This is a genomic window from Pseudomonas sp. CFBP13528 (assembly GCF_005233615.1).
Classification (GTDB): domain Bacteria; phylum Pseudomonadota; class Gammaproteobacteria; order Pseudomonadales; family Pseudomonadaceae; genus Aquipseudomonas; species Aquipseudomonas fluorescens_AM.
Window position 1 is genome coordinate 31,841 of the sequence record NZ_QGAJ01000011.1, and the last position, 21,876, is coordinate 53,716.

At 59.4% G+C, this 21,876-nt stretch carries 23 protein-coding genes; 13 read left to right on the forward strand and 10 right to left on the reverse strand.

All coding sequences use genetic code 11. The features are described 5' to 3' along the window. Nucleotides 1–44 precede the first annotated feature (44 nt). Nucleotides 45–542 carry a GNAT family N-acetyltransferase gene (locus PspCFBP13528_RS19125; protein ID WP_137201295.1) on the forward strand — a complete coding sequence of 166 codons (498 nt, stop codon included), beginning with the start codon at nt 45–47 and terminating at the stop codon, nt 540–542. 8 nt (nt 543–550) lie between these two features. On the opposite strand, the gene PspCFBP13528_RS19130 is transcribed toward PspCFBP13528_RS19125, so the two are convergent. After that, nucleotides 551–1,033 (reverse strand): GyrI-like domain-containing protein, encoded by a 483-nt coding sequence (locus tag PspCFBP13528_RS19130; RefSeq protein WP_065949420.1) that lies wholly within the window; start codon nt 1,031–1,033, stop codon nt 551–553. 195 nt (nt 1,034–1,228) lie between these two features. Between PspCFBP13528_RS19130 and alaC the strand changes: the two genes are divergently transcribed. Then, a complete protein-coding gene (alaC, locus tag PspCFBP13528_RS19135) occupies nt 1,229–2,446 on the forward strand; it encodes an alanine transaminase (RefSeq protein WP_101219975.1) in 1,218 nt (405 codons plus the stop codon). A gap of 121 nt (nt 2,447–2,567) precedes the next feature. Here alaC and PspCFBP13528_RS19140 read toward each other — a convergent pair whose 3' ends face one another. Next, on the reverse strand, nt 2,568–3,920 hold the full coding sequence (locus PspCFBP13528_RS19140; protein ID WP_065887726.1) for a GntP family permease: 1,353 nt from the start codon (nt 3,918–3,920) through the stop codon (nt 2,568–2,570). 82 nt (nt 3,921–4,002) lie between these two features. Beyond that, nucleotides 4,003–4,536: a gluconokinase gene (locus PspCFBP13528_RS19145; protein WP_101219974.1), complete on the reverse strand. Its 534-nt coding sequence runs from the start codon at nt 4,534–4,536 to the stop codon at nt 4,003–4,005. Between the two features lie 212 nt (nt 4,537–4,748). On the opposite strand from PspCFBP13528_RS19145, the gene PspCFBP13528_RS19150 reads away from it, so the two are divergent. The 6 genes from PspCFBP13528_RS19150 (at nt 4,749) to PspCFBP13528_RS19175 (ending at nt 9,851) form a co-directional block, all read left to right on the forward strand. Continuing rightward, the gene (locus PspCFBP13528_RS19150) at nt 4,749–5,780 is read left to right on the forward strand and encodes a LacI family DNA-binding transcriptional regulator (RefSeq protein ID WP_162515434.1); all 1,032 of its coding nucleotides are present in this window, start codon (nt 4,749–4,751) and stop codon (nt 5,778–5,780) included. A 312-nt stretch (nt 5,781–6,092) separates the two neighbouring features. Continuing rightward, nucleotides 6,093–6,332: a DUF6124 family protein gene (locus PspCFBP13528_RS19155; protein ID WP_065887722.1), complete on the forward strand. Its 240-nt coding sequence runs from the start codon at nt 6,093–6,095 to the stop codon at nt 6,330–6,332. A gap of 108 nt (nt 6,333–6,440) precedes the next feature. Continuing rightward, nucleotides 6,441–7,073, forward strand: coding sequence for a glutathione S-transferase (locus PspCFBP13528_RS19160; RefSeq protein ID WP_137201256.1), 633 nt, complete (start codon nt 6,441–6,443; stop codon nt 7,071–7,073). A gap of 15 nt (nt 7,074–7,088) precedes the next feature. Beyond that, nucleotides 7,089–7,826: an NAD(P)-dependent oxidoreductase gene (locus tag PspCFBP13528_RS19165; protein WP_137201257.1), complete on the forward strand. Its 738-nt coding sequence runs from the start codon at nt 7,089–7,091 to the stop codon at nt 7,824–7,826. 11 nt (nt 7,827–7,837) lie between these two features. Then, nucleotides 7,838–9,247 (forward strand): MFS transporter, encoded by a 1,410-nt coding sequence (locus PspCFBP13528_RS19170; RefSeq protein ID WP_137201258.1) that lies wholly within the window; start codon nt 7,838–7,840, stop codon nt 9,245–9,247. A gap of 133 nt (nt 9,248–9,380) precedes the next feature. Continuing rightward, the gene (locus PspCFBP13528_RS19175; RefSeq protein ID WP_137201259.1) at nt 9,381–9,851 is read left to right on the forward strand and encodes a hypothetical protein; all 471 of its coding nucleotides are present in this window, start codon (nt 9,381–9,383) and stop codon (nt 9,849–9,851) included. Nucleotides 9,852–9,880: 29 nt separating this feature from the next. On the opposite strand, the gene PspCFBP13528_RS19180 is transcribed toward PspCFBP13528_RS19175, so the two are convergent. Continuing rightward, entirely contained in the window at nt 9,881–10,807 is a 927-nt protein-coding gene (locus PspCFBP13528_RS19180; protein WP_137201260.1) for an aliphatic sulfonate ABC transporter substrate-binding protein, read from the reverse strand. A gap of 184 nt (nt 10,808–10,991) precedes the next feature. Here PspCFBP13528_RS19180 and PspCFBP13528_RS19185 point away from each other — a divergent pair, with 184 nt between their 5' ends. Continuing rightward, the gene (locus PspCFBP13528_RS19185; protein WP_137201261.1) at nt 10,992–11,390 is read left to right on the forward strand and encodes a GNAT family N-acetyltransferase; all 399 of its coding nucleotides are present in this window, start codon (nt 10,992–10,994) and stop codon (nt 11,388–11,390) included. A gap of 141 nt (nt 11,391–11,531) precedes the next feature. Here the strand turns inward: PspCFBP13528_RS19185 and def are convergent, their stop codons facing one another. The 3 genes from def to PspCFBP13528_RS19200 all read right to left on the reverse strand — a co-directional run bounded on the left by def (nt 11,532) and on the right by PspCFBP13528_RS19200 (nt 13,386). Beyond that, a complete protein-coding gene (gene def, locus PspCFBP13528_RS19190) occupies nt 11,532–12,071 on the reverse strand; it encodes a peptide deformylase (RefSeq protein ID WP_065949410.1) in 540 nt (179 codons plus the stop codon). Continuing rightward, nucleotides 12,068–13,021 carry a YihY/virulence factor BrkB family protein gene (locus PspCFBP13528_RS19195; protein WP_065949409.1) on the reverse strand — a complete coding sequence of 318 codons (954 nt, stop codon included), beginning with the start codon at nt 13,019–13,021 and terminating at the stop codon, nt 12,068–12,070. Before PspCFBP13528_RS19195 ends, def begins: the two co-directional genes overlap by 4 nt. 179 nt (nt 13,022–13,200) lie before the next feature. Beyond that, entirely contained in the window at nt 13,201–13,386 is a 186-nt protein-coding gene (locus PspCFBP13528_RS19200) for a CsbD family protein (RefSeq protein WP_043051227.1), read from the reverse strand. Between the two features lie 201 nt (nt 13,387–13,587). On the opposite strand from PspCFBP13528_RS19200, the gene PspCFBP13528_RS19205 reads away from it, so the two are divergent. Further along, nucleotides 13,588–13,965 carry a hypothetical protein gene (locus PspCFBP13528_RS19205; RefSeq protein WP_065949407.1) on the forward strand — a complete coding sequence of 126 codons (378 nt, stop codon included), beginning with the start codon at nt 13,588–13,590 and terminating at the stop codon, nt 13,963–13,965. Nucleotides 13,966–14,036: 71 nt separating this feature from the next. Here PspCFBP13528_RS19205 and fadD1 read toward each other — a convergent pair whose 3' ends face one another. Continuing rightward, complete coding sequence (gene fadD1, locus PspCFBP13528_RS19210) at nt 14,037–15,728, reverse strand: long-chain-fatty-acid--CoA ligase FadD1 (protein WP_065949406.1); 1,692 nt, start codon at nt 15,726–15,728, stop codon at nt 14,037–14,039. Nucleotides 15,729–16,108: 380 nt separating this feature from the next. Further along, entirely contained in the window at nt 16,109–17,797 is a 1,689-nt protein-coding gene (gene fadD2, locus PspCFBP13528_RS19215; protein ID WP_137201262.1) for a long-chain-fatty-acid--CoA ligase FadD2, read from the reverse strand. 213 nt (nt 17,798–18,010) lie between these two features. Between fadD2 and PspCFBP13528_RS19220 the strand changes: the two genes are divergently transcribed. The 3 genes from PspCFBP13528_RS19220 to PspCFBP13528_RS19230 all read left to right on the forward strand — a co-directional run bounded on the left by PspCFBP13528_RS19220 (nt 18,011) and on the right by PspCFBP13528_RS19230 (nt 21,170). Next, complete coding sequence (locus PspCFBP13528_RS19220; RefSeq protein WP_137201263.1) at nt 18,011–18,955, forward strand: alpha/beta hydrolase; 945 nt, start codon at nt 18,011–18,013, stop codon at nt 18,953–18,955. Nucleotides 18,956–19,012: 57 nt separating this feature from the next. Beyond that, nucleotides 19,013–19,483, forward strand: a complete 471-nt coding sequence (locus PspCFBP13528_RS19225; RefSeq protein WP_065949403.1) for a MaoC family dehydratase — start codon at nt 19,013–19,015, stop codon at nt 19,481–19,483. 328 nt (nt 19,484–19,811) lie between these two features. Continuing rightward, the gene (locus tag PspCFBP13528_RS19230; protein ID WP_137201264.1) at nt 19,812–21,170 is read left to right on the forward strand and encodes a sialidase family protein; all 1,359 of its coding nucleotides are present in this window, start codon (nt 19,812–19,814) and stop codon (nt 21,168–21,170) included. A gap of 172 nt (nt 21,171–21,342) precedes the next feature. On the opposite strand, the gene PspCFBP13528_RS19235 is transcribed toward PspCFBP13528_RS19230, so the two are convergent. Then, a complete protein-coding gene (locus PspCFBP13528_RS19235) occupies nt 21,343–21,810 on the reverse strand; it encodes a PA2169 family four-helix-bundle protein (protein ID WP_065949401.1) in 468 nt (155 codons plus the stop codon). Between the last annotated feature and the right edge of the window lie 66 nt (nt 21,811–21,876).

Below are 21,876 nucleotides of genomic sequence, written 5' to 3' on the forward strand. Positions count from 1 at the left end.
GGTAGAATTCCCGCCCCTTCGTAGGATTTCAGCATATGCCGCTCATGCAAACCCGCCTCGCCCCCTACGAAACGCTGAACGTTGTGCAAAAACAGCAACTGGACGGCCTGACCGTGCATCCCGAGCAACTGGCTTACTCCGGTGATATCTACTGCGCGCTGAACAGCCTGCTGGTCAATCCCAACCCCGACAGCATCAAAGGCTTCGCCCTCCTCGCCGGCGACGTGCCGGTCGCCTTCCTGCTGCTCAAACGCCCACCGTGCCTGCCCCATTGGGCCCACGAGGACAGCGCCACATTGCACGCATTGCAGGTAGACAGGCGCCAGCAAGGGCACGGCTTCGGCAAGGCCTGTCTGCAGGCACTGCCCGAAGCCGCGCTACAGGCGTGGCCGCAGATCAAGGCGCTGGAATTGTCGGTGGATGCGGACAATGAGGCGGCGATGAGGCTGTATCTGGCTGCAGGTTGGGTGGACAGCGGTGAGGCGTACAAAGGGCGGATCGGGTATGAGCGCAGATTGAGTCTGCCGCTCATACGCCACTGACATCCGCTTCAGCCCTTCTCGCCCACCGGTAGCCAAATCTCCACCGTCCCGGTGCCCTTCCTTCCATCAAAATCCGCACTGTAGCGCTCGAAATCCGCCCCCATCACCTTGTAGCCCGAGTGCGGCAGCCACTCGAACATGATGCGCTCGTAGGTTTGCTCAAGCGCTTGCACCGGCCCGTGATGAGGGAAGACGGCATAGTTCAGTGGTGGAATTTCAATGCTCTGGAAATTGCTCGGCACATCGCTTTTGCTCGGGACTTCAACACCGGCCATGTAGTCGAATTCGCCATGCCTGGGATTATGGCAAACCCCATACGTCACGCCGCCGACGCGCTTCTTGATGTCCTTGACGCAGTCATCGAACAATTCCCATAGCCGTGGAATATCCCCCACGGTGGCCTTCGAATAACGCCCTTGGACGCCTGCGATCACCAGGGCCTTGCCGGCTTCCATGCGTGGCTCCAACGGTTGTCTTGTCTGCTGATCCATACGAACAGTCTCCTTCTTATGAGGGAACAAACCCGTAACGAGTATAGGGGCATATCCGCGCGGTACTCCATGTAGAAATTTTTCCAGCGCATCTGGACAACTTGCCATCATCGACCGTATTGTCTGCCCCGCAGGCCACCGCAGTGGCCGACGTCGCTCGGACGGTTCCGGGCGCTTACGTACTTCGAGGCCACAATGGCAAACCCAGGTTCGCCGCGCCGCTTTGCGCGCATAGATCGACTCCCCCCCTATGTTTTCAATATCACTGCCGAGCTGAAGATGGCTGCGCGTCGGCGCGGCGAAGACATCATCGACTTGAGCATGGGTAACCCCGACGGCGCCACGCCACCGCACATCGTGGAGAAAATGGTCACCGTCGCCCAGCGCGAGGACACCCACGGCTACTCCACCTCCAAAGGCATTCCGCGCCTGCGCCGCGCTATTTCGCGCTGGTACAAGGACCGTTATGAAGTGGACATCGACCCCGAAACCGAGGCCATCGTCACCATCGGTTCCAAGGAAGGCCTGGCGCACTTGATGCTGGCCACCCTGGACCAGGGCGACACGGTTCTGGTGCCGAACCCGAGCTATCCAATTCACATCTACGGTGCCGTGATTGCCGGCGCCCAGGTGCGGTCGGTACCGCTGGTGCCCGGCGTGGACTTCTTCGACGAACTGGAACGGGCGATTCGCGGCTCGATCCCCAAGCCAAAGATGATGATCCTCGGCTTTCCCTCCAACCCCACTGCACAGTGCGTGGAGCTGGATTTCTTCGAACGCGTGATCGCGCTGGCCAAGCAATACGATGTGCTGGTGGTGCACGACCTGGCCTACGCCGACATCGTCTATGACGGCTGGAAAGCGCCGTCGATCATGCAGGTGCCCGGCGCCAAGGACATCGCGGTGGAGTTTTTCACCCTGTCCAAGAGCTACAACATGGCCGGCTGGCGCATCGGCTTCATGGTGGGCAACCCGGAACTGGTCAACGCCCTGGCGCGCATCAAGAGCTACCACGACTACGGCACCTTCACCCCGTTGCAGGTGGCGGCGATTGCTGCGCTGGAAGGCGATCAACAGTGCGTCAAAGACATCGCCGAGCAGTATCGCCAGCGCCGTAACGTGTTGGTCAAAGGCCTGCATGAGCTGGGCTGGAAGGTGGAAAATCCGAAGGCGTCGATGTACGTCTGGGCCAAGATTCCCGAGCAGTATGCCGCCATGGGCTCGCTGGAGTTTGCCAAGAAACTGCTGCTGGAGGCCAAGGTGTGTGTATCGCCGGGGATCGGCTTTGGCGAGTATGGCGATGATCATGTGCGCTTTGCGCTGATCGAGAACCAGGACCGGATTCGCCAGGCGGTGCGCGGGATTCGCGGGATGTTCAGGGCCGATGGTCTAGCACCGAAAGCCAGCGTCTGACTCGGTCAAAATGTGGGAGGGGGCTTGCCCCCGATGGCGGTGTATCAGTCACCAAACACAGTGACTGACACTCTGCCATCGGGGGCAAGCCCCCTCCCACATTTGTCTTGCGGTGTGTCTGTCAGACCACCAACGACAGCAGCATGATGAAGATCAACGCCACCACCGACAGAATGGTCTCCATCGCCGTCCACGTCTTGAACGTCTCGGCCACGGTCATATTGAAGTACTGCTTGACCAGCCAGAACCCCGCATCGTTGACGTGAGACAGAATCAACGACCCCGCCCCCGTCGCCAGCACCAGCAGTTCACGGTTAACCCCGGGGATCATCCCCACCACCGGCACCACGATGCCCGCGCCGGTAATGGTCGCCACGGTGGCGGAACCTGTGGCCACACGAATCACCGCCGCCACCAGCCACGCCAGCAGGATCGGGTTGATCTGTGCGTTCACCGCCATGTGGCCGATCACGTCACCCACGCCGCTGGTCACCAGCATCTGCTTGAAGCCGCCACCGGCACCGATGATCAGGATGATCGCGGCGGTCGGCGCAAGGCTGGCGTCGAGCAGTTTGAGGATCTGCTTGGAATGGATGCCCTGGCGATGGCCGAAGGTGTACAGCGACAGCAGCAACGCCAGCAGCAGCGCGGTGATCGGGTGACCGATCATGTCCATCCAGTTGCGCACCACGTTGCCTTCGGCAAAGGCGATGTCGGCAAAGGTTTTGAGCAGCATCAGGAACACCGGCAGCAGCACGGTGACCAGAGTAATGGCGAAGCTGGGCAGCGCCTTGTTATCGGTCTCGCGGGCCAGTTGGTCGACCAGTTCCTGGGACGGGTTGCCCGGGATGTACTTGGCGATGAAGGTACCGAAGATCGGGCCGGCAATGATGGCGGTCGGCAAGGCGACGATCAGGCCGTACAGAATGGTCTTGCCGATGTCCGCGCCAAACACGCCGATGGCCAGCAGCGGGCCCGGGTGCGGTGGTACCAGGCCGTGTACGGCCGACAGGCCGGCGAGCAACGGGATGCCGATCTTGATCAGCGACACGCCGGTACGCCGCGCCACGATGAACACCAGCGGGATCAGCAGCACAAAGCCGATCTCGAAGAACAGCGGGATGCCCACCAGGAACGCGGCGAACATCATGGCCCACTGGACCTTTTCCTTGCCGAAGGCGCGGATCAGGGTCTGGGCGATCTGATCGGCACCGCCGGACTCGGCCATCATCTTGCCGAGCATGGTCCCCAGCGCGAGGATGATGCCGACAAAGCCGAGCACGCCGCCGAAGCCGTCCTGGAACGCCTTGATGATCTTCTCCACGGGCATGCCCGAGGTCAGGCCGAGAAAGCCCGCCGCGATGATCAGTGCGATGAACGGGTGCACCTTGAACTTGGTGATCAAAACGATCAAGCCGATGATAGTGACGACTGCATCCAGCAGCAGGTATGACTCGTGGGACATGCCAAACATGGGGGTCTCTCCTGTTTGTTGTTGTTATTAAAGCGGGTGTTGAACTTCCTGCCGGGGATAGCGCTATCTTTCCGGCAAAAAATCAATGAGTGGGTTCAAAGCCGTGCTCGCGCCACCAGGCATTGGTCTGCTCGGCCAATTGCTCGACGCTGTCTTCGCTGGCGTTGAGGGCCAGGGTCAGCGGCTCGCCCTTGGGCGACTCGAGGGTGGCGAACTGGCTGTCGATCAGGCTTGCCGGCATGAAATGGCCGGGGCGATGGGACACGCGGTCGGCGGCCACTTCACGGGTCAGCTCCAGGAATACAAAGCCCAGGCCCGGCGCGGCTTCGCGCAGGTGGTCACGGTATTTCCTTTTCAGGGCCGAACAGGTGAGCACCGGATGTTCACCGGCCTTGAGCGAGCGGCGCAATTCATCGCAGAGGATGTCGAGCCAGCCGGCACGGTCGTCGTCGTTGAGGGGGTGGCCGGCGCTCATCTTTTCAATGTTCGCGGCGGGGTGAAAGCTGTCGCCTTCAATGGCGGTGGCACCGTTCAGACGGCACAGGGCCTCGCTGACGCTGGTTTTGCCACAGCCGGCAACACCCATGATGACCAGGGCGGTAACAGGTTGACTCATAAACACCTCAGGACGCAGATAGCGCTACCTTTGCACAGCATAAGGCTAGTGCAAAAACAGGCTTTTCCCGCGCCGTCTTGTCTTTTTTTATGGAGTGACGCGTGCATCCGCTCCAATCATTTGAACGGGATCAGGCAACCCAACGTTCAAGCATTTGCAGCCGTTTGGAGACAGCGCTACCTTAGTGCCTCGATTTTTGTTTGGCAAGCCGCCTGATGACCTCCAAGAACGATAAAAATACCCGCACGACCGGTCGCCCTACATTGAATGAAGTTGCCCGTCTGGCCGGCGTCAGCCCGATTACCGCCTCCCGCGCCCTGCGTGGCATCAGCACGGTCGCCACCGAACTGGTGGAGAAAGTGCAGCAGGCCGCCGCCGAACTCAGCTACGTGGTCAACCCCGCCGCCCGCGCCCTGGCGTCGGCCCAGAGCCATTCGGTGGTGGTATTGGTGCCGTCATTGTCCAACCTGCTGTTTATCGAAACCCTCGAAGCCATCCACCAGGTGCTGCGGCCCAAGGGCTTTGAAGTGCTGATCGGCAACTTCCACTATTGCCGCGACGAAGAAGAAAACCTGCTGCGCAACTACATGGCTTACCAGCCTCGGGGCTTGCTGCTGACCGGGTTCGACCGCACCGAAAGCGCGCGACGGATGGTCGAGACCAGTAATGTGCCCTGCGTGTACATGATGGACCTGGACCCCAACGCCGGCGTCAACTGCGTGGGCTTTTCGCAACTGGCCGCGGGTGAAACGGCGGCGGCGCATCTGCTCGCGCGCGGGCGCAAGCGCCTGGCCTATATCGGCGCGCAATTGGACCAGCGCACCTTGCTGCGTGGCGAAGGCTTCCGCCGCGCTTTGCAGCAAGCGGGCCTGTACGACCCGGCGCTGGAATTGCTGACGCCCCGCCCTTCTTCCGTGGGCCTGGGTGGCGAACTGTTCCTGCAATTGCTGGCGACGCATCCGCACGTGGATGCCATTTTCTTCGGCAACGACGACCTGGCCCAGGGCGCCTTGCTGGAAGCCCTGCGCCACGGCATCAAAGTGCCGGAGCGCGTGGCCGTGCTGGGTTTCAACGACCTGCCCGCCTCGTCGTTCATGGTGCCGCGCCTGAGCAGCATCAGCACACCACGCGAAGCCATTGGCCGGCGTGCGGCGGAGCATTTGCTGACGATCATGGCGGGTAACAGGATCGCCAAGCCGGTGGTGGATATGGGGTTTGAGTTGCAGGTGCGGGAGAGTACGTAGGACAGCTGTAGGAAGTGGCTGACATTACGGCAAGCGCCTTGCTCCGTTACCTACGCTTACGTCAGAATCCGCCGGCTTGTGCGCCTGGGTGGCGGTCTTTAAGGTTTGCCGGTCACTGAATGTCTCGGTGATCGGGTTTAGTAGCCTGAGTTTGGTCACTCCAAGTGCATAAGTCTGCCCGCGTTAATGGCGGCTGTGCGTAGGGCACTTTCGAGTGCGCCGGCTTTGAGTGTCCACCGGTCTACTAACCTGCGTACAGTTGCCACCCTCGTTTAGTAGCGATACGGCGGCAGCCCATTCCAGGATGCTCTCATGATCAAAAAAATCGATACGCCGCCAACCACCCTCTTCACCCTCGTCCCCGATGTTTCCACCGAAACCCTGCTGATCAACAGCTACGAAACCGTATGCTCCGTCAGTACCTTGCTGCTCGACCTGTCCGACGACCTCACCGGCAAACACCGCGACGTGGCCCTGGCCATTCACCAACTGAGCGAGCTGAGCGTCTTGCTGGTGGGCAAAGCCATGGACCAACACACACCACGCGCTTAAGTCCCTACTCGATCAAAATGTGGGAGGGGGCAAGCCCCCTCCCACATTTTTTAACCGTGCCCACTTGGCCCCTGCTAGATTAACCACTCTCCAAGCCAGGGAAGCACCATGGGACACTCACTGAAAATCTTGGGTCGCGCATCTTCCATCAACGTGCGCAAAGTACTCTGGACCTGCCAGGAACTGGGCATCGACTATGTGCGCGAGGACTGGGGCATCGGCTTCAAGCCCACCCAATCTGACGAGTTTCTGGCCCTGAACCCCAACGCCCAGGTGCCGGTGCTGATCGACGACCACGGCGTGCTGTGGGAGTCCAATACCATCTGCCGCTACCTCGTCGGCCTGTATCAACGCACTGACCTGCTGCCCTTCGAGCCCGCGCCCCGCGCCCGCGTCGAGCAATGGATCGACTGGCAAGCCATCGAGCTCAACCGCGCCTGGGGCGACGCATTCACCGCGCTGGTGCGTAACAATCCCGATGGGCTGGACGCAACGCAAATTGCCGCCGCCGTGCAGGCGTGGAACGACAAGATGGGCATTCTCGAACAGCAGTTGGCCAGGACCGGCGCTTATGTGGCCGGCGATGAGTTCACCCTCGCCGATATCCTCATCGGCCTCTCGGTGCACCGCTGGCAGGCGACGCCCATGGCGCGTCCGCCCTACCCGGCCATTGCCGCCTACTACCAGCGGCTCAGCCAGCACGCCGGTTTCAGGACCTTCGCCCTCGACGGCCACAACTAAGCAAGGCACAACCTCTTGAACGGACTCAACGTACTCCTCACCGGCGCCTGCGGCAGAATCGGCAAGGCATTTTTCCAGGCGTCGAAAGATCGCTACCGTTTCACCCTCACTGACCGCATCGCGCCGGACTTCGACGTGGGCGGGCACCGCTTCGTACACGCCGATCTCAGTGCTAAATCCAGCCTCGCAACCCTGCTCGAAGGCATTGATGTGATCGTGCACCTGTCGGGCATCCCCCATGCCAGCGCCTCGTTCGACGAACTGTTGCCCAATAATATCCTCGCCACCACCTACCTGTTCGAAGCCGCCGTGAACGCCGGCGTGCAGCGCCTGGTATTCGCCAGCAGTGCGCAAACCATCGAAGGCTACCCGGTGGATCGCCAGATAACTCCGGGTATGCCGGTGATGCCCGCCAACCTGTATGGCGTGAGCAAATGCTACGGCGAGGCGCTGTGTGGCTACTATGCAGCCAAGACGCCACTGTCGACCATCGCCCTGCGCATCGGCGCGTTTGAATTCCCCGAAAGCCACGACCTGAACAACGCCCGCGACCTCAGCGCGTGGCTCAGCCCCCGCGATGCCGTGCAATTGCTGCAGCGTTCGGTAGAGGCGCAGGGCGTGAAACACTTGATCGCCCATGGCATTTCCAATAACCGCTTCAAGCGCCTGGACCTGAGCGAAACCACGCGGGTGCTGGGTTACGAGCCGGTGGATGATGCGTTCCAGATAGTTGAAATCCCGATCACTTACTGAGTTCTGTCACCATGCCTGCACCTACCGCCATCGATGGCATCGACCCGACCCGCGCTGCCCACATCAGTGCACGCATCGACCGTCTGCCCGCGGTCGCCAGCATCTGGCGCCTGGTGGCATTGCTGTCGATCGGCGGTTTTTTCGAGCTGTATGACCTGTTCCAGACGGCCTATATCAGCCCCGGCCTGATCAGCGACGGGCTCTTCCACACCGGCAGCGAAGGGGTGTTTGGCTTCTCCGACCAGGCTGCGTTCGCCTCCGCCACGTTCTTCGGCCTGTTCCTCGGCGCCAGCCTGCTCAGCCCCGTCGCCGACCGTTTCGGACGCCGGGCGATCTTCACCTTTGCCTTGATCTGGTACACCGTCGCCACGGTGTTGATGGGCCTCCAGACATCGGCGCTGGGCATTATCGGCATGCGCTTTCTGGTGGGTATTGGCCTGGGCATCGAGTTGGTGACCATCGACGCCTATCTGTCGGAACTGGTGCCCAAGCGCATGCGCAGTTCGGCGTTTGCCTTTGCGTTTTTCATCCAGTTCCTGTCGGTGCCGGCGGTGGCGCTGATGTCGTGGTGGCTGGTGCCCCAGGCGCCGTTCGGTATCTCCGGCTGGCGCTGGGTAGTGCTCAGCAGTGCGGTGTTTGCGCTGTTCATCTGGCAACTGCGCAAGCGCCTGCCGGAGTCACCGCGCTGGCTGGCGCAGAAAGGTCGTTTCGAGGAAGCCGGCGCGATCATGGACAACCTGGAGGCACGCTGCCTGAAGGATCACGGCCAGCCTCTGGATACACCGGAACCGGAGACTGTCAGCGTGCAGGGCAGCGGCCGTTTCGCCGATATCTGGCAGCCGCCCTACCGTCGCCGCGCTTTGATGCTGATTGTGTTTCACGTGTTCCAGGCCATCGGTTTCTTCGGCTTTGGCAACTGGTTGCCGGCCTTGCTGTCGGGCCAGGGCGTCAGTGTGACCCACAGCCTGCTCTACGCCTTCATCATCACCCTCGCCTACCCGCTGGGCCCGTTGCTGTTCGTCAAGGTCGCCAACCGTTTTGAAAACAAATGGCAGATCGTCGGCTCGGCCATGGGCGCGGTGATCTTCGGCAGCCTGTTCGCCCTGCAAACCACGGCGGTGGGGCTGATTTTCTGCGGGGTGATGATCACCTTCTGCAATGCCTGGCTGAGCTTCAGCTATCACTCGTATCAGAGCGAGTTGTTCCCCACCAATATCCGAGCGCGGGCGGTGGGGTTCTGTTACTCGTTCAGCCGCTTGTCCACGGTATTCAGCAGCCTGCTGATCGGCTTTATCCTTGAACACCTGGGCACGCCGGGCGTGCTGGCGTTTATTGCCAGCAGCATGTTGATCGTGATGATTACCATCAGTTGGTTCGGGCCGCGTACGCGTAACCTGGCGTTGGAGCATATCGCCCACTGACGGCAACGCTTGGCCGTCGATGGGACAGTGTTTGCCGCGACGGCGGCTTCTACCCCAGTAAAAGCACGTACACACTGCCCGGCATGCTAATTGCTCCAGCTGTCACACCGCATATTTGCACAGGTGACCGATCATGCTGGTTAACACCACCACCCAAGCCGTTTCGACGGTTCAACAGATCAAACGACCCGACATGGACCCGGCCAACGCGGCCGCCAGCGCGTTGTACAGCGGCGCCCTGCAGGGTGCGCAGCAAGGCGTGACGATGCCGGCCGCGCAGAAGGAGCTGGACAAGGCGAGCGATCGCATCGATGAGGCCTTCGCCAAGACTCGCGTGCAGTTGCAGGCCACCGCGTCGACCTCGGGGGCACGGGCTGAATTCACCGAGTACATGAGTAAAACCCCGGCCGAACGCATCCGCGAACAGTTGCTCAAGGAGCAGGGGATGACCGAGGAACAAGTGCAGGCCCTGCCGCAGGAAAGGCAAGACGCCATTGCCAGCCAGGTGGCTGAGCGTCTGAAGGAGCAGCAACAGCAGCAGGTAGCGGCGAAGACGGCTGCTCCACAAACCCAGGCACTGAAAGACACCTTGGCAGCTATCTAAGCTACACCGCAGAACAACTCACCCTGGGGTTATGGGCCTTTGAACACCACCTGCTGCACATCGATCTTTTTCGGGATCAGGCCATTGGCGAAAAACAGGTCGGCGGTGCCTTGCTGAGTGGCGATGTCGCCCCCCTGCAGCGGCCGGATCGGCGCCGGCGAGCGGTGCTCGAAGTAGCTTTTGACCACGGCCGGTTGCAGGCCCAGGGTCTTGGCCATCAGCGCGATGCTGGCCTCGGGCTGGTCCAGCGACAGACGCTGCGCCTTACCGAGGGTCTGGAGGATGGTGGCTATGGCCTGGGGGTTTTGCCGGGCAAACGCGCCGCTGGTCACGAAGAAACTGCCGGCAGGGTTCAGACCTTCGCCGGTGCCCAACACACGGGCGGCACCGTCGACCACGGCGGCCGAGTAATACGGGTCCCACACGACCCAGGCGTCCACCTTGCCTTGCTCGAATGCGGCACGCCCGTCGGACGGTGACAGGTACACCACGTTCACATCCTTCCACTGCAAGCCTTCGCGCAGCAGGCTCTTGAGGAACAGGTTGTGCGCGCTGGAACCCTTGAGCAGTGCCACGCGCTTGCCCTTGAGTTCGGCCACGCGTTGAATCGTACTGGCTTTGGGCACGAGCACGGCTTCGGTCTTGCCGTCATTGGGTTCGACGGCGATGTACTGCAACTCGATACCGGCGGCCTGGGCGAAAATGGGCGGGATGTCGCCGATATTGCCGATGTCCAGGCTGCCGGCGTTCAGCGCCTCGATCAGCGGTGGGCCACCGAGGAACTCGGTCCACTGCACCTGGGTGCCGGGCAGTGCGGCTTCGAAGAGCTTGTGCTCACGGGCGAGCACCATGCTCACCGAGCTTTTCTGATAGCCAATGCGCAGAGTGGACGGATCGGCGGCCAGCACGTTGGCAGCGACCAGCGAAAGAATGGCGACAACAATTATTTTCAGCATAAGAGCGCTTCCTTGGCCTTGGCGGGGGGTGCGGGTTGGGAGCGATCCTAACAAGCCCTCTTATTCTTTAATAATATTTAAAAGTCATTTTCTTATAACTTTATAAAAGGAAAGGGTAGCCGTTGTTTGCGCTTTGCCGGCACCGGTTACAATGCGCGCCTTGCCCTCTCCATTTGGTTTGACCATGCATATCGAACGGCTGGCAGCGCCGCTATGGCCGTTGCTGAACAAGTTTTACCGCAACCATAACTCGTCGATGAAGGCGCTCAAGGGCGGGCAGTTATGGGTGGCGAGAGACGGTGAGATCGTGGCCGGGTTGTGCCTGACACCCGTGGTCGGTGGGCAATGGCTGACGGGGGTGTTCGTTGACCCGGCCTATCGCGGCCAGGGGCTGGCGGCGCGATTGATCCACCAGGCGGTGGCGGGTGTGGACGGCACGGTCTGGCTGTTGTGCCATCCGGACCTTGAAGGGTTGTACCAGCGTATGGGGTTTTCACAGGACACCGTGTTGCCGCAATCGCTCAGCGAACGGCTGGTGCGCTACAAGCGGAATAAGCCGATGATCGCGATGGGACGTCAATGAACTGGATGGCGTGCGCCCGATAGCGGTGGGTAGGAGCGAGCTTGCTCGCGAAAAACTCACAGGCACCGCGTTCATTCAGCAAGCACGCGTTATCGTTGACGTTTTTCGCGAGCAAGCTCGCTCCTGCAGAGGGCCTGCAGGTCATTCGTCGGCGGTTGGGTCCATTTCCGGGAACATCACCTCGATAAACCCGAATTTGCTGAAGTCGGTAATCCGCGACGGGTACAAGCGACCGATCAGGTGGTCACATTCATGCTGCACCACCCGGGCATGGAAGCCCTCGGCGAAGCGTACGATCGGCTCGCCCTTGGGGTCGAAACCTTCATAGCGGATCTGCTGGTAACGGTCCACGGCGCCGCGCAGGCCGGGAACCGACAGGCAACCCTCATAACCCTCTTCCAGCACCGGGCTGAGCGGCGTGATCAGCGGGTTGATCAGGATAGTCTGCGGTACCGGTGGCGCCTCCGGGTAGCGTTCGCTGGCCTCGAAACCGAAGATCACCAGTTGCAGGTCCACGCCGATCTGCGGCGCAGCCAGGCCGACGCCGCCCACATGTTCCATGGTCTGGAACATGTCATCGATCAGTTGCCACAACTCGGGGCTGTCGAACATTTCCGGTGGTACGGGCGGGGCGATGCGCAGCAGGCGTTCATCGCCCATTTTGAGGATTTCACGGATCATTGATCAGGCTCGGCGAGGGGCTTGGAGTGGTCCCGGCCTAGGCCTGAGACATGCTGTTTTTCAGAGGTATGACCCGGTTCGTCGATTTCCTTCTCGCCGGGGTCCTTGCCCTCGGCGGACATGTGTTCGATCACGGCGTTCATCTCCGCACCGAGCAACAGCACGGCGGCGGAAATATAGAAGTACAGCAGCAGGACGATGATCGCACCGATACTGCCATACATGGCGTTGTAGTCGGCGAAGGTCTTGACGTAGTAGCCAAAGCCAAGGGAAGCGACGATCCACACCACCACCGCCAGTACGGAACCCGGTGTGATAAAGCGAAACTCCTGTTCGACGTCCGGCATCACGTAATACATGAGGGCCACGGCGAACATCAGCAGGATCACGATCAGCGGCCAGCGCAGGATGGTCCACAGCGTGACGACGAACTCCTGCATGCCGATCTGCCCCGCCAGCCACTCCATCACTTGCGGGCCGAGCACCATCAGCGCAGCGGCGGCCAGGAGCATGCCGGCGATGCCGACGGTGTAGAAAATCGACAGCGGAAAACGCTTCCAGATCGGGCGCCCTTCCACCACGTCATACGCCGCGTTCATCGCACTCATCATCAGGCGCACGCCGGCAGAGGCGGTCCACAGAGCGATCACGATACCCACCGACAGCAGCCCGCCCTTGGATTGCTGCAGTTGGTCGATCACCGGGTTGACCTGCTCCAGGGCCTGGGGCGGCAATACCAGCTCCGACTGCAGGCGCAGCCAGGTGAAAAAGTCCGGCAGATGCAGGAAACCGATCAGCGCAATCAGGAACAGCAGGAAGGGGAACAGCGAGAACAGCATCTGGTACGCCAGTGCCGAGGCATAGGTGGGCATCTCGTCGTCGACGAATTCGGTGACGGTGCGCACCAGCACCTTGTGCAGCTTGAGACCATCGAGTACCGGAAAAATCATTAGCGTCTCCTTTCGCCGCAAAGAGTTGAAGTCGTGGGCGACTCAGGGGCCGTTTTCTACATCAAAGTAGCCCATTTGGCGACTTTGAAACAATTTCTAAAGTTTAGTTGCGCCAGTACCCACAAAAACGGCCATCCGTGGATGGCCGTCGGGCTGCTGGAGGAGCCAGCCAAGCCGCTTTACTCGGTAGCTTTTTTCACCGCATCCTTGGTCTTGCCGACTGCCTGCTGTGCTTCGCCTTTCTTTTCCTGGACCACGCCTTCAGCACGCAGTTTGTCGTTATCCGTAGCCTTGCCGACGCCTTGCTTGACGTTACCGACGGCTTCGTTAGCCATGCCTTTTACCTTATCGGAAGTGCTGCCCATGGTATTACTCCTGATAACAATCAAATGGTTTTTGGTCACTACGCTGCGGTTGACTCAAAGCCAAGCGCCAGAGTTTCAATTATTTTCAGCGGCCATTTCATCGAAAGGGGCAGGTTTGCCTTTATGTTTTGCGGCCAACCCACGAGAATGCCCGGCACATTCAGGCTCACACGCTGAATAACAGATCCCCGTAGGAAGGTTATGAAACTCGATAAAGCACAGGCCATCGCCCGCAGAAACCAGGAACTGGGGGGTGCCGTACTCGGCGTCAACAATTGCCATTTCACCGACCTGGACCGCAAACGCAACATCTGGTGGTTCGACCTGCCAGTGGCGCGGATCGCCGTGGGCCAGTACGAGTGGATCCACCTGTTGATGCACAACGCCGAAACCGACCAGTTGCTGCACCTGAAGGTGCCGACTGTGTTCCTGCGCGAAAACCTCGAAGGGCTGGTGGTGCGCAATGCCGGCAAACGCAAGCCGGAGATCACCCTTGAACTGAGCGCCGACAAGGACTCGTTCCTCAAGGACGTGCGGCCGGCCGGTGCGGGAATCAGCTTCGCCCAGTTCGCTCTGTAAGAACGCGTGCAAAAAATGTGGGAGGGGCGGTGCGACGATTCGACTTGCCCCCCTCCCACCTTTGAATTGCGTTACTTTTTAAGACCGAGCTTCTTCAGTTCTTCATCGCGCAATTCACGCCGCAGGATCTTGCCCACGTTGGTGGTCGGCAATGCATCACGGAACTCAACGGCCCTGGGCACTTTGTAGCCGGTGACGTTGGCGCGCATGTGCTCCATCACCTGCTCCTTGGTCAGGGTGGCCCCTGGCTTGACCACGATGAACAGCTTGATGTGCTCCCCGGACTTTTCGTCCGGTACGCCGATGGCCGCGCATTGCAACACACCCGGCAGGCCTGCCAGCACGTCTTCCAGCTCGTTGGGATACACGTTGAAGCCCGAGACCAGGATCATGTCCTTCTTGCGGTCGACAATTCGCATGTAGCCATCGGGCTGGATGATCGCGATGTCACCGGTCTTCAGCCAGCCTTCGCTGTCGAGCATCTCGGCGGTGGCGTCTTCACGCTGCCAGTAGCCCTTCATCACTTGTGGGCCTTTGACGCACAGCTCGCCGGTTTCACCCAGCGCCAGCTCGGTGCCATCGTCAGCAATAACCTTGCACACGGTGGACGGCACCGGAATGCCAATGGTACCGATCTGGATATGCTGGATCGGGTTCACAGTGGCCACCGGGCTGGTTTCGGTCATGCCGTAGCCCTCGCAGATGGCACAACCGGTCACGGCCTTCCAGCGTTCGGCCGCCGCCAGTTGCAGCGCCATGCCGCCGGACAGGGTGACCTTCAGCGCGGAGAAATCCAGCTTGCGGAAACCTTCGTTATTGCACAGCGCCACAAACAGGGTATTAAGGCCGACAAAGCCGCTGAACTTCCACTTCGACAGTTCCTTGACCATCGCCGGCAGGTCGCGCGGGTTGCTGATCAGGATGTTGTGGTTGCCGATCAGCATCATCGCCATGCAGTGAAAGGTGAACGCATAGATGTGATAAAGCGGCAGCGGCGTGATCAGGATTTCGCACCCTTCATTGAGGTTGGAACCCATCAGCGCCTTGCATTGCAGCATGTTGGCGACCAGGTTGCGATGGGTGAGCATCGCGCCTTTGGCCACGCCGGTGGTGCCGCCGGTGTATTGCAGCACCGCCACATCGCCGCTGGCCGGGTTGGCATCGCTGACCGGTTGGCCGTGCCCCTTGGCCAGCACGTCATTGAACTTGATCGCTTGCGGCAAGTGGTACGCCGGGACCATTTTCTTCACGTACTTGATCACGCTGTTGATCAACAGGCGTTTGAACGGCGACAGCAGGTCGGCCACTTCGGTAACGATCACGTGTTTGACGGCGGTCTTGGGCACGACTTTTTCGGCCAGGTGCGCCATGTTGGCCAGGCAAACCAGGGCCTTGGCACCGGAGTCGTTGAATTGGTGTTCCATTTCCCGCGCGGTGTACAGCGGGTTGGTGTTGACCACGATCAGCCCGGCACGGATGGCGCCGAATACGGCGACCGGGTACTGCAGGACGTTGGGCAGTTGCACGGCGATTCGATCGCCGGGCTTCAAGTCGGTATGCTGTTGCAGGTAGGCGGCAAATGCGCCGGACAATTGGTACAACTCACCGTAGGTGATGGTCTTGCCCAGGTTGCTGAAAGCCGGTTTGTTGGCGAAGCGTTGGCAGGACTGCTTCAGTACCGCCTGAATATTCGGATACTCGTCTGGATTGATTTGTGCAGCAATCCCGGCGGGGTACTTATCCTTCCAAAAGTCTTCGTTCATGGAAGCCCACTCCTCAGCGACGCGAATTCATCATCGCATTTGATGCGATTATTATTGGTGTGTGTTTTAAGGTGAATCTGGCGCTTTCAAGCAGGCCTAGACGTCACAAAGCGCGCCGAGAGTAGCAGCTTTGCCAAGGCCCGCCTAGAGCCAAAAGAGGGCCCTACAGTCATAAACATGACTCAAGAATATCCAATGGTCATTTTTAGAGCAAAGATTCTATATCGCTGGAATCCGCTCTGGAATGGGCTTACTGGGCAACAAATACCCAATGTGGGAGGGGGCTTGCCCCCGATAGCGGTGTATCAGTCTCCCCATATGTCGACTGAACCACTGCTATCGGGGGCAAGCCCCCTCCCACATGTTGAGCCTGTTTCACATCAGGCGATGTCGCGTAGCTCCCGCCGCAGAATCTTGCCCACCGGCGTCATCGGCAGCGAATCCCTGAGCACAATATGCTTGGGCACCTTGTACCCGGTGAAATTGGTCTTGCAGTACGCCTTCAACTCCTCAAGGCTCACCCCCTGGGCACGCGCCACCACAAACAGTTTCACCGCCTCCCCGGTACGCTCGTCCGGCACGCCGATCACCGCACAGTTGGCCACGGCGGGATGCGCCATCACCACGTCCTCGATTTCGTTGGGGTACACATTGAAGCCCGACACGATAATCAGGTCTTTCTTGCGGTCCACAATACGGATAAAGCCATCGGCATCGATCACGGCGATATCGCCGGTCTTGAGCCAGCCTTCGGCGTCCAGCGCTTCGGCGGTGGCCTGCGGTTGCTGCCAATAGCCCTTCATCACCTGCGGGCCCTTGATGCACAGCTCACCGCGCTCGCCCAACGGCAGCTCGGCGCCCTCGTCATCGATCACTTTCATGGCCGTGGCCGGCACCGGAATACCGACGGTACCCAGTCGTGACTTATGGCCATACGGGTTGGTGCTGGCCACCGGCGAGGTTTCGGTCAGGCCGTAGCCCTCGCCGATCGCACAACCGGTGATGTGCTGCCAGCGCTCGGCGGTGGCCTTGATCAACGCCGTGCCGCCGGAGTTGGTCAGCTTGAGATGGGAAAAGTCCAGGTTCTTGAAGTCCGGATGGTCCATCAGCGCCACAAACAAGGTGTTGAGCCCCAGCAACCCGGTGAAACGCCACTTCTTCAGCTCCTTGATGAACCCGCCAATGTCCCGCGGGTTGGTGATCAGCACGTTGTGGTTGCCGGACACCATCATGCACATGCAGTTCGCGGTGAACGCATAGATGTGGTACAGCGGCAGCGGCGCAATCATCACCTCCTGCCCTTCCTTGATCAACGGGTGACCATCGTCGCCGGTCTGGGACATGCACGCCCGCACCTGCTGCATATTCGCCACCAGGTTGCCGTGGGTGAGCATCGCGCCCTTGGCCAGGCCCGTGGTGCCACCGGTGTATTGCAGCACAGCGATGTCGTCGAGCGTCACCGGATGGCGGGTCACGCCCAGGCCGGCGCCCATGCGCAGGGCGCGCTTGAACAACACCGCACGCGGCAGGTGATAGGCCGGGACCATCTTCTTCACTTTGTCGACCAGTGTGTTGACCAGCCAGCCCTTCGCGGCGGGCATGAAGTCGCCCATTCTGGCTTCGATCAGGTAGTCGATCTCGGTGTCGGCACACACCTCCTGAACCCGCGCACCGAACAGATTGAGGTAGACCAGCGCGCGCACGCCGGCATCCTTGAACTGGTGGCGCATTTCACGCGGGGTGTACAAGGGGTTGGTATTGACCACGATCAGCCCGGCGCGCAGTGCGCCAAAAACGGCAATCGGATAATGCAACACATTGGGCATCTGCACCGCGATGCGCTCGCCGGGCTTGAGGTCGGTGTGCTGTTGCAGGTAACCGGCGAACGCCGCGCTGTGGCGCTCAAGCTCGGCGTAGGTGAGGGTAATGCCCATGTTGCTGAACGCCGGACGGTCGGCAAAGGTCTTGCAGGAGCGCTCGAAGACTTCGATCACCGACGTGTAACTGGTGAGATCAATGTCATTGGGAACGCCCGCGGCGCGTTTGTCATTCCAGAAATCAGGTTGCATTATTCTTGTCCTCTTTACCTGAACAGGTCCGGCCGCTTTTCTATGCAGCTATAAAGAGCGGAGCTTTGAGGACGTTAGCAGTAATGGCCAAACAGGCAAATACGCTGAACTGTGTCATTGATTGTATGAATCTTGTTGCTGAGGCGTAGGCAGATACCCCGCCCTCGGGCAGATGAGCTATACACTGCAACGACCCTGAGCAAAGGAACCGCCATGAACCACAGCACTTTCTGGCTGACCGCGAACGACCACAGCCGCCTGTACGTCAATCAATGGATGCCTGACGTTCCGCCCAAGGCCCTGGTGATGCTGTCCCACGGCATGGCCGAGCACAGCGGCCGCTATGCGCGTCTGGCCCAGGCAGTGTGCGGCGCCGGCTACGGTGTATATGCGCTGGACCAACGCGGGCATGGCCGCACCGCCGACGAGGGCACCCTGGGGCTTTATGCCGATAACGATGGCTGGAACAAGGTCGTGGGCGACCTGGCCAGCCTCAACCAGCACATCGGCCAGCAGCATCCGGGGCTGTCGATCATCTTGCTGGGCCACAGCATGGGCAGCTATATCGCCCAGGCGTACATGCTGCATCACAGCGCCAGCTTGCACGGCGCGATTCTGAGCGGTTCGAATTTCCAGCCGGTGGCGCTGTATCGCGCAGCGCGGCTGATTGCACGCATCGAACGCGCACGCCAGGGCCTGCGTGGGCGCAGTGCGTTGATTGACTTCCTCTCGTTCGGTTCATTCAACAAAGCGTTCAAACCCAATCGCACCGCCTTCGACTGGCTCAGCCGCGACCCGGTTGAAGTCGACACGTACATCCATGACCCGCTCTGCGGTTTTCGCTGCACCAATCAACTGTGGGTCGACCTGCTCGGCGGCTTGCAGCACATCGGCAAAGCGTCCAACCTCGCGCAGATCGACCCGGGCCTGCCGATTCTGATAATCGGCGGTGAATGTGATCCGGTGAGTGAAGGCAAGCGTCTCAAGAGCCTGGCCCACGCCCTGCGTGAGGCCGGCTGCCAGCACCTGCAATTGACGATCTATCCGCAGGCGCGTCATGAAGTGTTCAACGAAACCAACCGCGACGACGTCACCGCGGATGTACTGACGTGGCTCGAGTACGCCCTGACATTGCGCAGGCCCACCCGCTGCGAATGACTTTGCGTTTAAAATCAGCCGATTAAATTCCCGATTAGCCACAGGATGCACGTTTAGATGACCCAGGTAACCAACACCCCCTATGAGGCCCTTGAAGTCGGCCAGACCGCCAGCTTCAGCAAGACTGTCGAAGAGCGCGATATCCAGTTGTTCGCCGCCATGTCCGGCGATCACAACCCGGTGCACCTGGACGCCGACTATGCCAAGGCAACCATGTTCAAGGAGCGTATCGCCCACGGCATGTTCAGCGGTGCGCTGATCAGTGCGGCCGTTGCCTGCGAACTGCCTGGGCCGGGCACGATTTATATCGGCCAGCAGATGAGCTTTCAGAAGCCGGTCAAAATCGGCGACACCCTGACGGTGCGCCTGGAAATCCTGGAGAAGCTGCCGAAGTTTCGCGTACGCATTGCCACTCGCGTGTTCAACCAGCGTGATGAACTGGTAGTGGATGGCGAAGCGGAGATCCTTGCGCCGCGTAAGCAGCAGGTTGTGACGCTGACCGAACTGCCGCCGATCAGCATTGGCTGAACCATGGCATCGGGTAAGGGACGGCCTTCCATTGGCCGTCCTGATCGATAACCCCGGACTTCACGTCCGGCACCTGCTTTACACCCGTCTTATTCATACCGTGCAACTAACCTAGTACACATACACTTGCCCGCGGGTAACTCCCACGCAACGACCCTCAGTGAACAGGGCGTTGTCCCACGTCCAGCGCCCGCAATACGGACTGGCCCGGTTCTGTACGTTCGATAAAAATCAACAGGCTTTCAATATGTATTGCCGGTTGCCTATTCAGTCGCCGTCTCCACTGTACGACTGACAACGTATCTAGAACACGCCAGGAAACTATACAATGAAGAACCCACTCGACAATGTGGTTTATGAAAACAACACGTTCAAGGAATCGGGAACTTGGTTCAGCGGTACACACCTGCCGGACAGGTCGTCGGCCAGTATCAGCGCGGTGGTCTTCAAAGGCGACCTGTATGTATTTATTCAACATTACGGCAGTATCGACAACGGCAAAGTGGATTACCTGATCTTCCAGCGTATGCCCTCGGGCCAACTGAAAAACACTGCCAAACACACCATCCCCCATATCTATGTCACCGGTACGCCTGCAGTAGCGGTGTACGACAATAAAATCTACTGCGCATTTCGGCCCGGTGGCGACTCGCAAAAGTTAACGTACACGACCTTTGACGGAGACACCTGGTCAAACGTCATTACCACGAAGAAAGGCATCTTGACCTCCCCCTCCCTGGCGGTTTATCAGGATAAATTATATTGCTTCCATCAAGGCTGGGAGGAAGACCGTGGCACCCTGTGGTATTCGACATTCAATGGCACCGACTGGGACCAGGATCAGCATATCCGCAACCTTGAGATAACTGAATCACCCACCCTTGCCGTGTACAAGGGCGAACTCTACTGCGCCTATCACAAGGCAAGTACCAAAACTGCCTGGTGCATTAAATTTGACGGTATACAGTGGTCTCACGAAATGAGCCTGTCTGCCAATGTTTCGGAAAGCCCTTCCCTTTATGTTTACAACGACAGCCTCTTCAGCGCACGTACCGTAAAGTCCGAACACACCAGTCTCTGTGTCAACTATCTGGACAATGGAACGTGGTGCCCTGACAAGATTATCGTGAAGGACGGCATCTCAAACAGTCCGTGCCTGGTAGAATACGAAGGGCTGCTTTATTGCTTCTATCGAAATAATGACCACTCCCTGTCGTACGCCTTCCAGCATTATCAAATTATTAACCGAACCGTGCCTCTACTCGATGTCTGGGGAGAAGGACGCATCCACGCAGGTACCTTGATATCCGGTTTCGACGCGGCCGTTAATCTGAATTTATACCGTCAGCCCGTTTCCAATGGCGTCAACCGCCACAGTGCAATCCCGAACATCATGCCGGTCGCTACTTACGATGATCCTGATTTTCCCATCGCCTGCGAGCAAGTTAAAATCATTACCTTGATGGGGGCGCCTATTACCGAACGCGTTGCGGATGAAATAGGCCGAGTACTCGACATTGAGGGCATGGTGTTTTTATTTGCACCGGATGATAAGGAGAGGGAAATGTTTCAAATCAGGAACAAGTTTCGGCTCAAACCCATCAGCACCGCCACGCTTCCCTCGCCAATCGACCAGATCTCCAAAGACTTCCATCCCGTGTACGCCTATAAAAAACACAGGAGCTGAGCTGCAAGCGCCGAGGTCACGCTTATCAAAACCTGACAACGTGGTATCTCTTGAGCCTTGAAGGCTGGCGGCGCTGCGTGCAGGCGAAAAAAAATCCGAGGCCCAAAGGGACCTCGGATTTTTCTACGCGTTAGCTATCAGTCAACGCGCATGCAACCGTACAGCGCTCAAATCAAGACTGAGCACGTGCCTGGTTACGCAGGGCTTTCACCTGATCGTGGTTACGCTGCACGCCGTGATACTGACGTTCAACCAGATCACGAATACCCAGCAGGTTGTGCTTGTTGATCTTCTCGATCGCTTCACGGTAAGCCTTCAGAGCGTGATCTTCACCGCGCTCGGCTTCGTTGAGCACGGACTCTTCGTCCTTGCCGGTCACCATAGACTTCACGTCAACCCAACCGCGATGCAGGGCACCGGCCATGCTGCCGGAATCTTCCGGATCGCCACCCAGGGCACGTACTGCAGTTTTCAGCTCGGCAGCAGCAGTAGCGCAGTCGGCGGAGCGCTTGGTGAACAGTGCTTTGAGTTCAGGATGCTTGATGTCTTCTGCGCACTCTTGGAAACCTTTCTGGCCATCGATGCTGGTTTCGATCAGGTCGTTGAGTACAGAGATCGATTCTTTGTTGATGTCAGTCATTTTTCAATTCCTTGTGTGGATTGAGGAAGGTTGCCTTAATGATTGCAGCCGCCGTGCCAGGTTTTA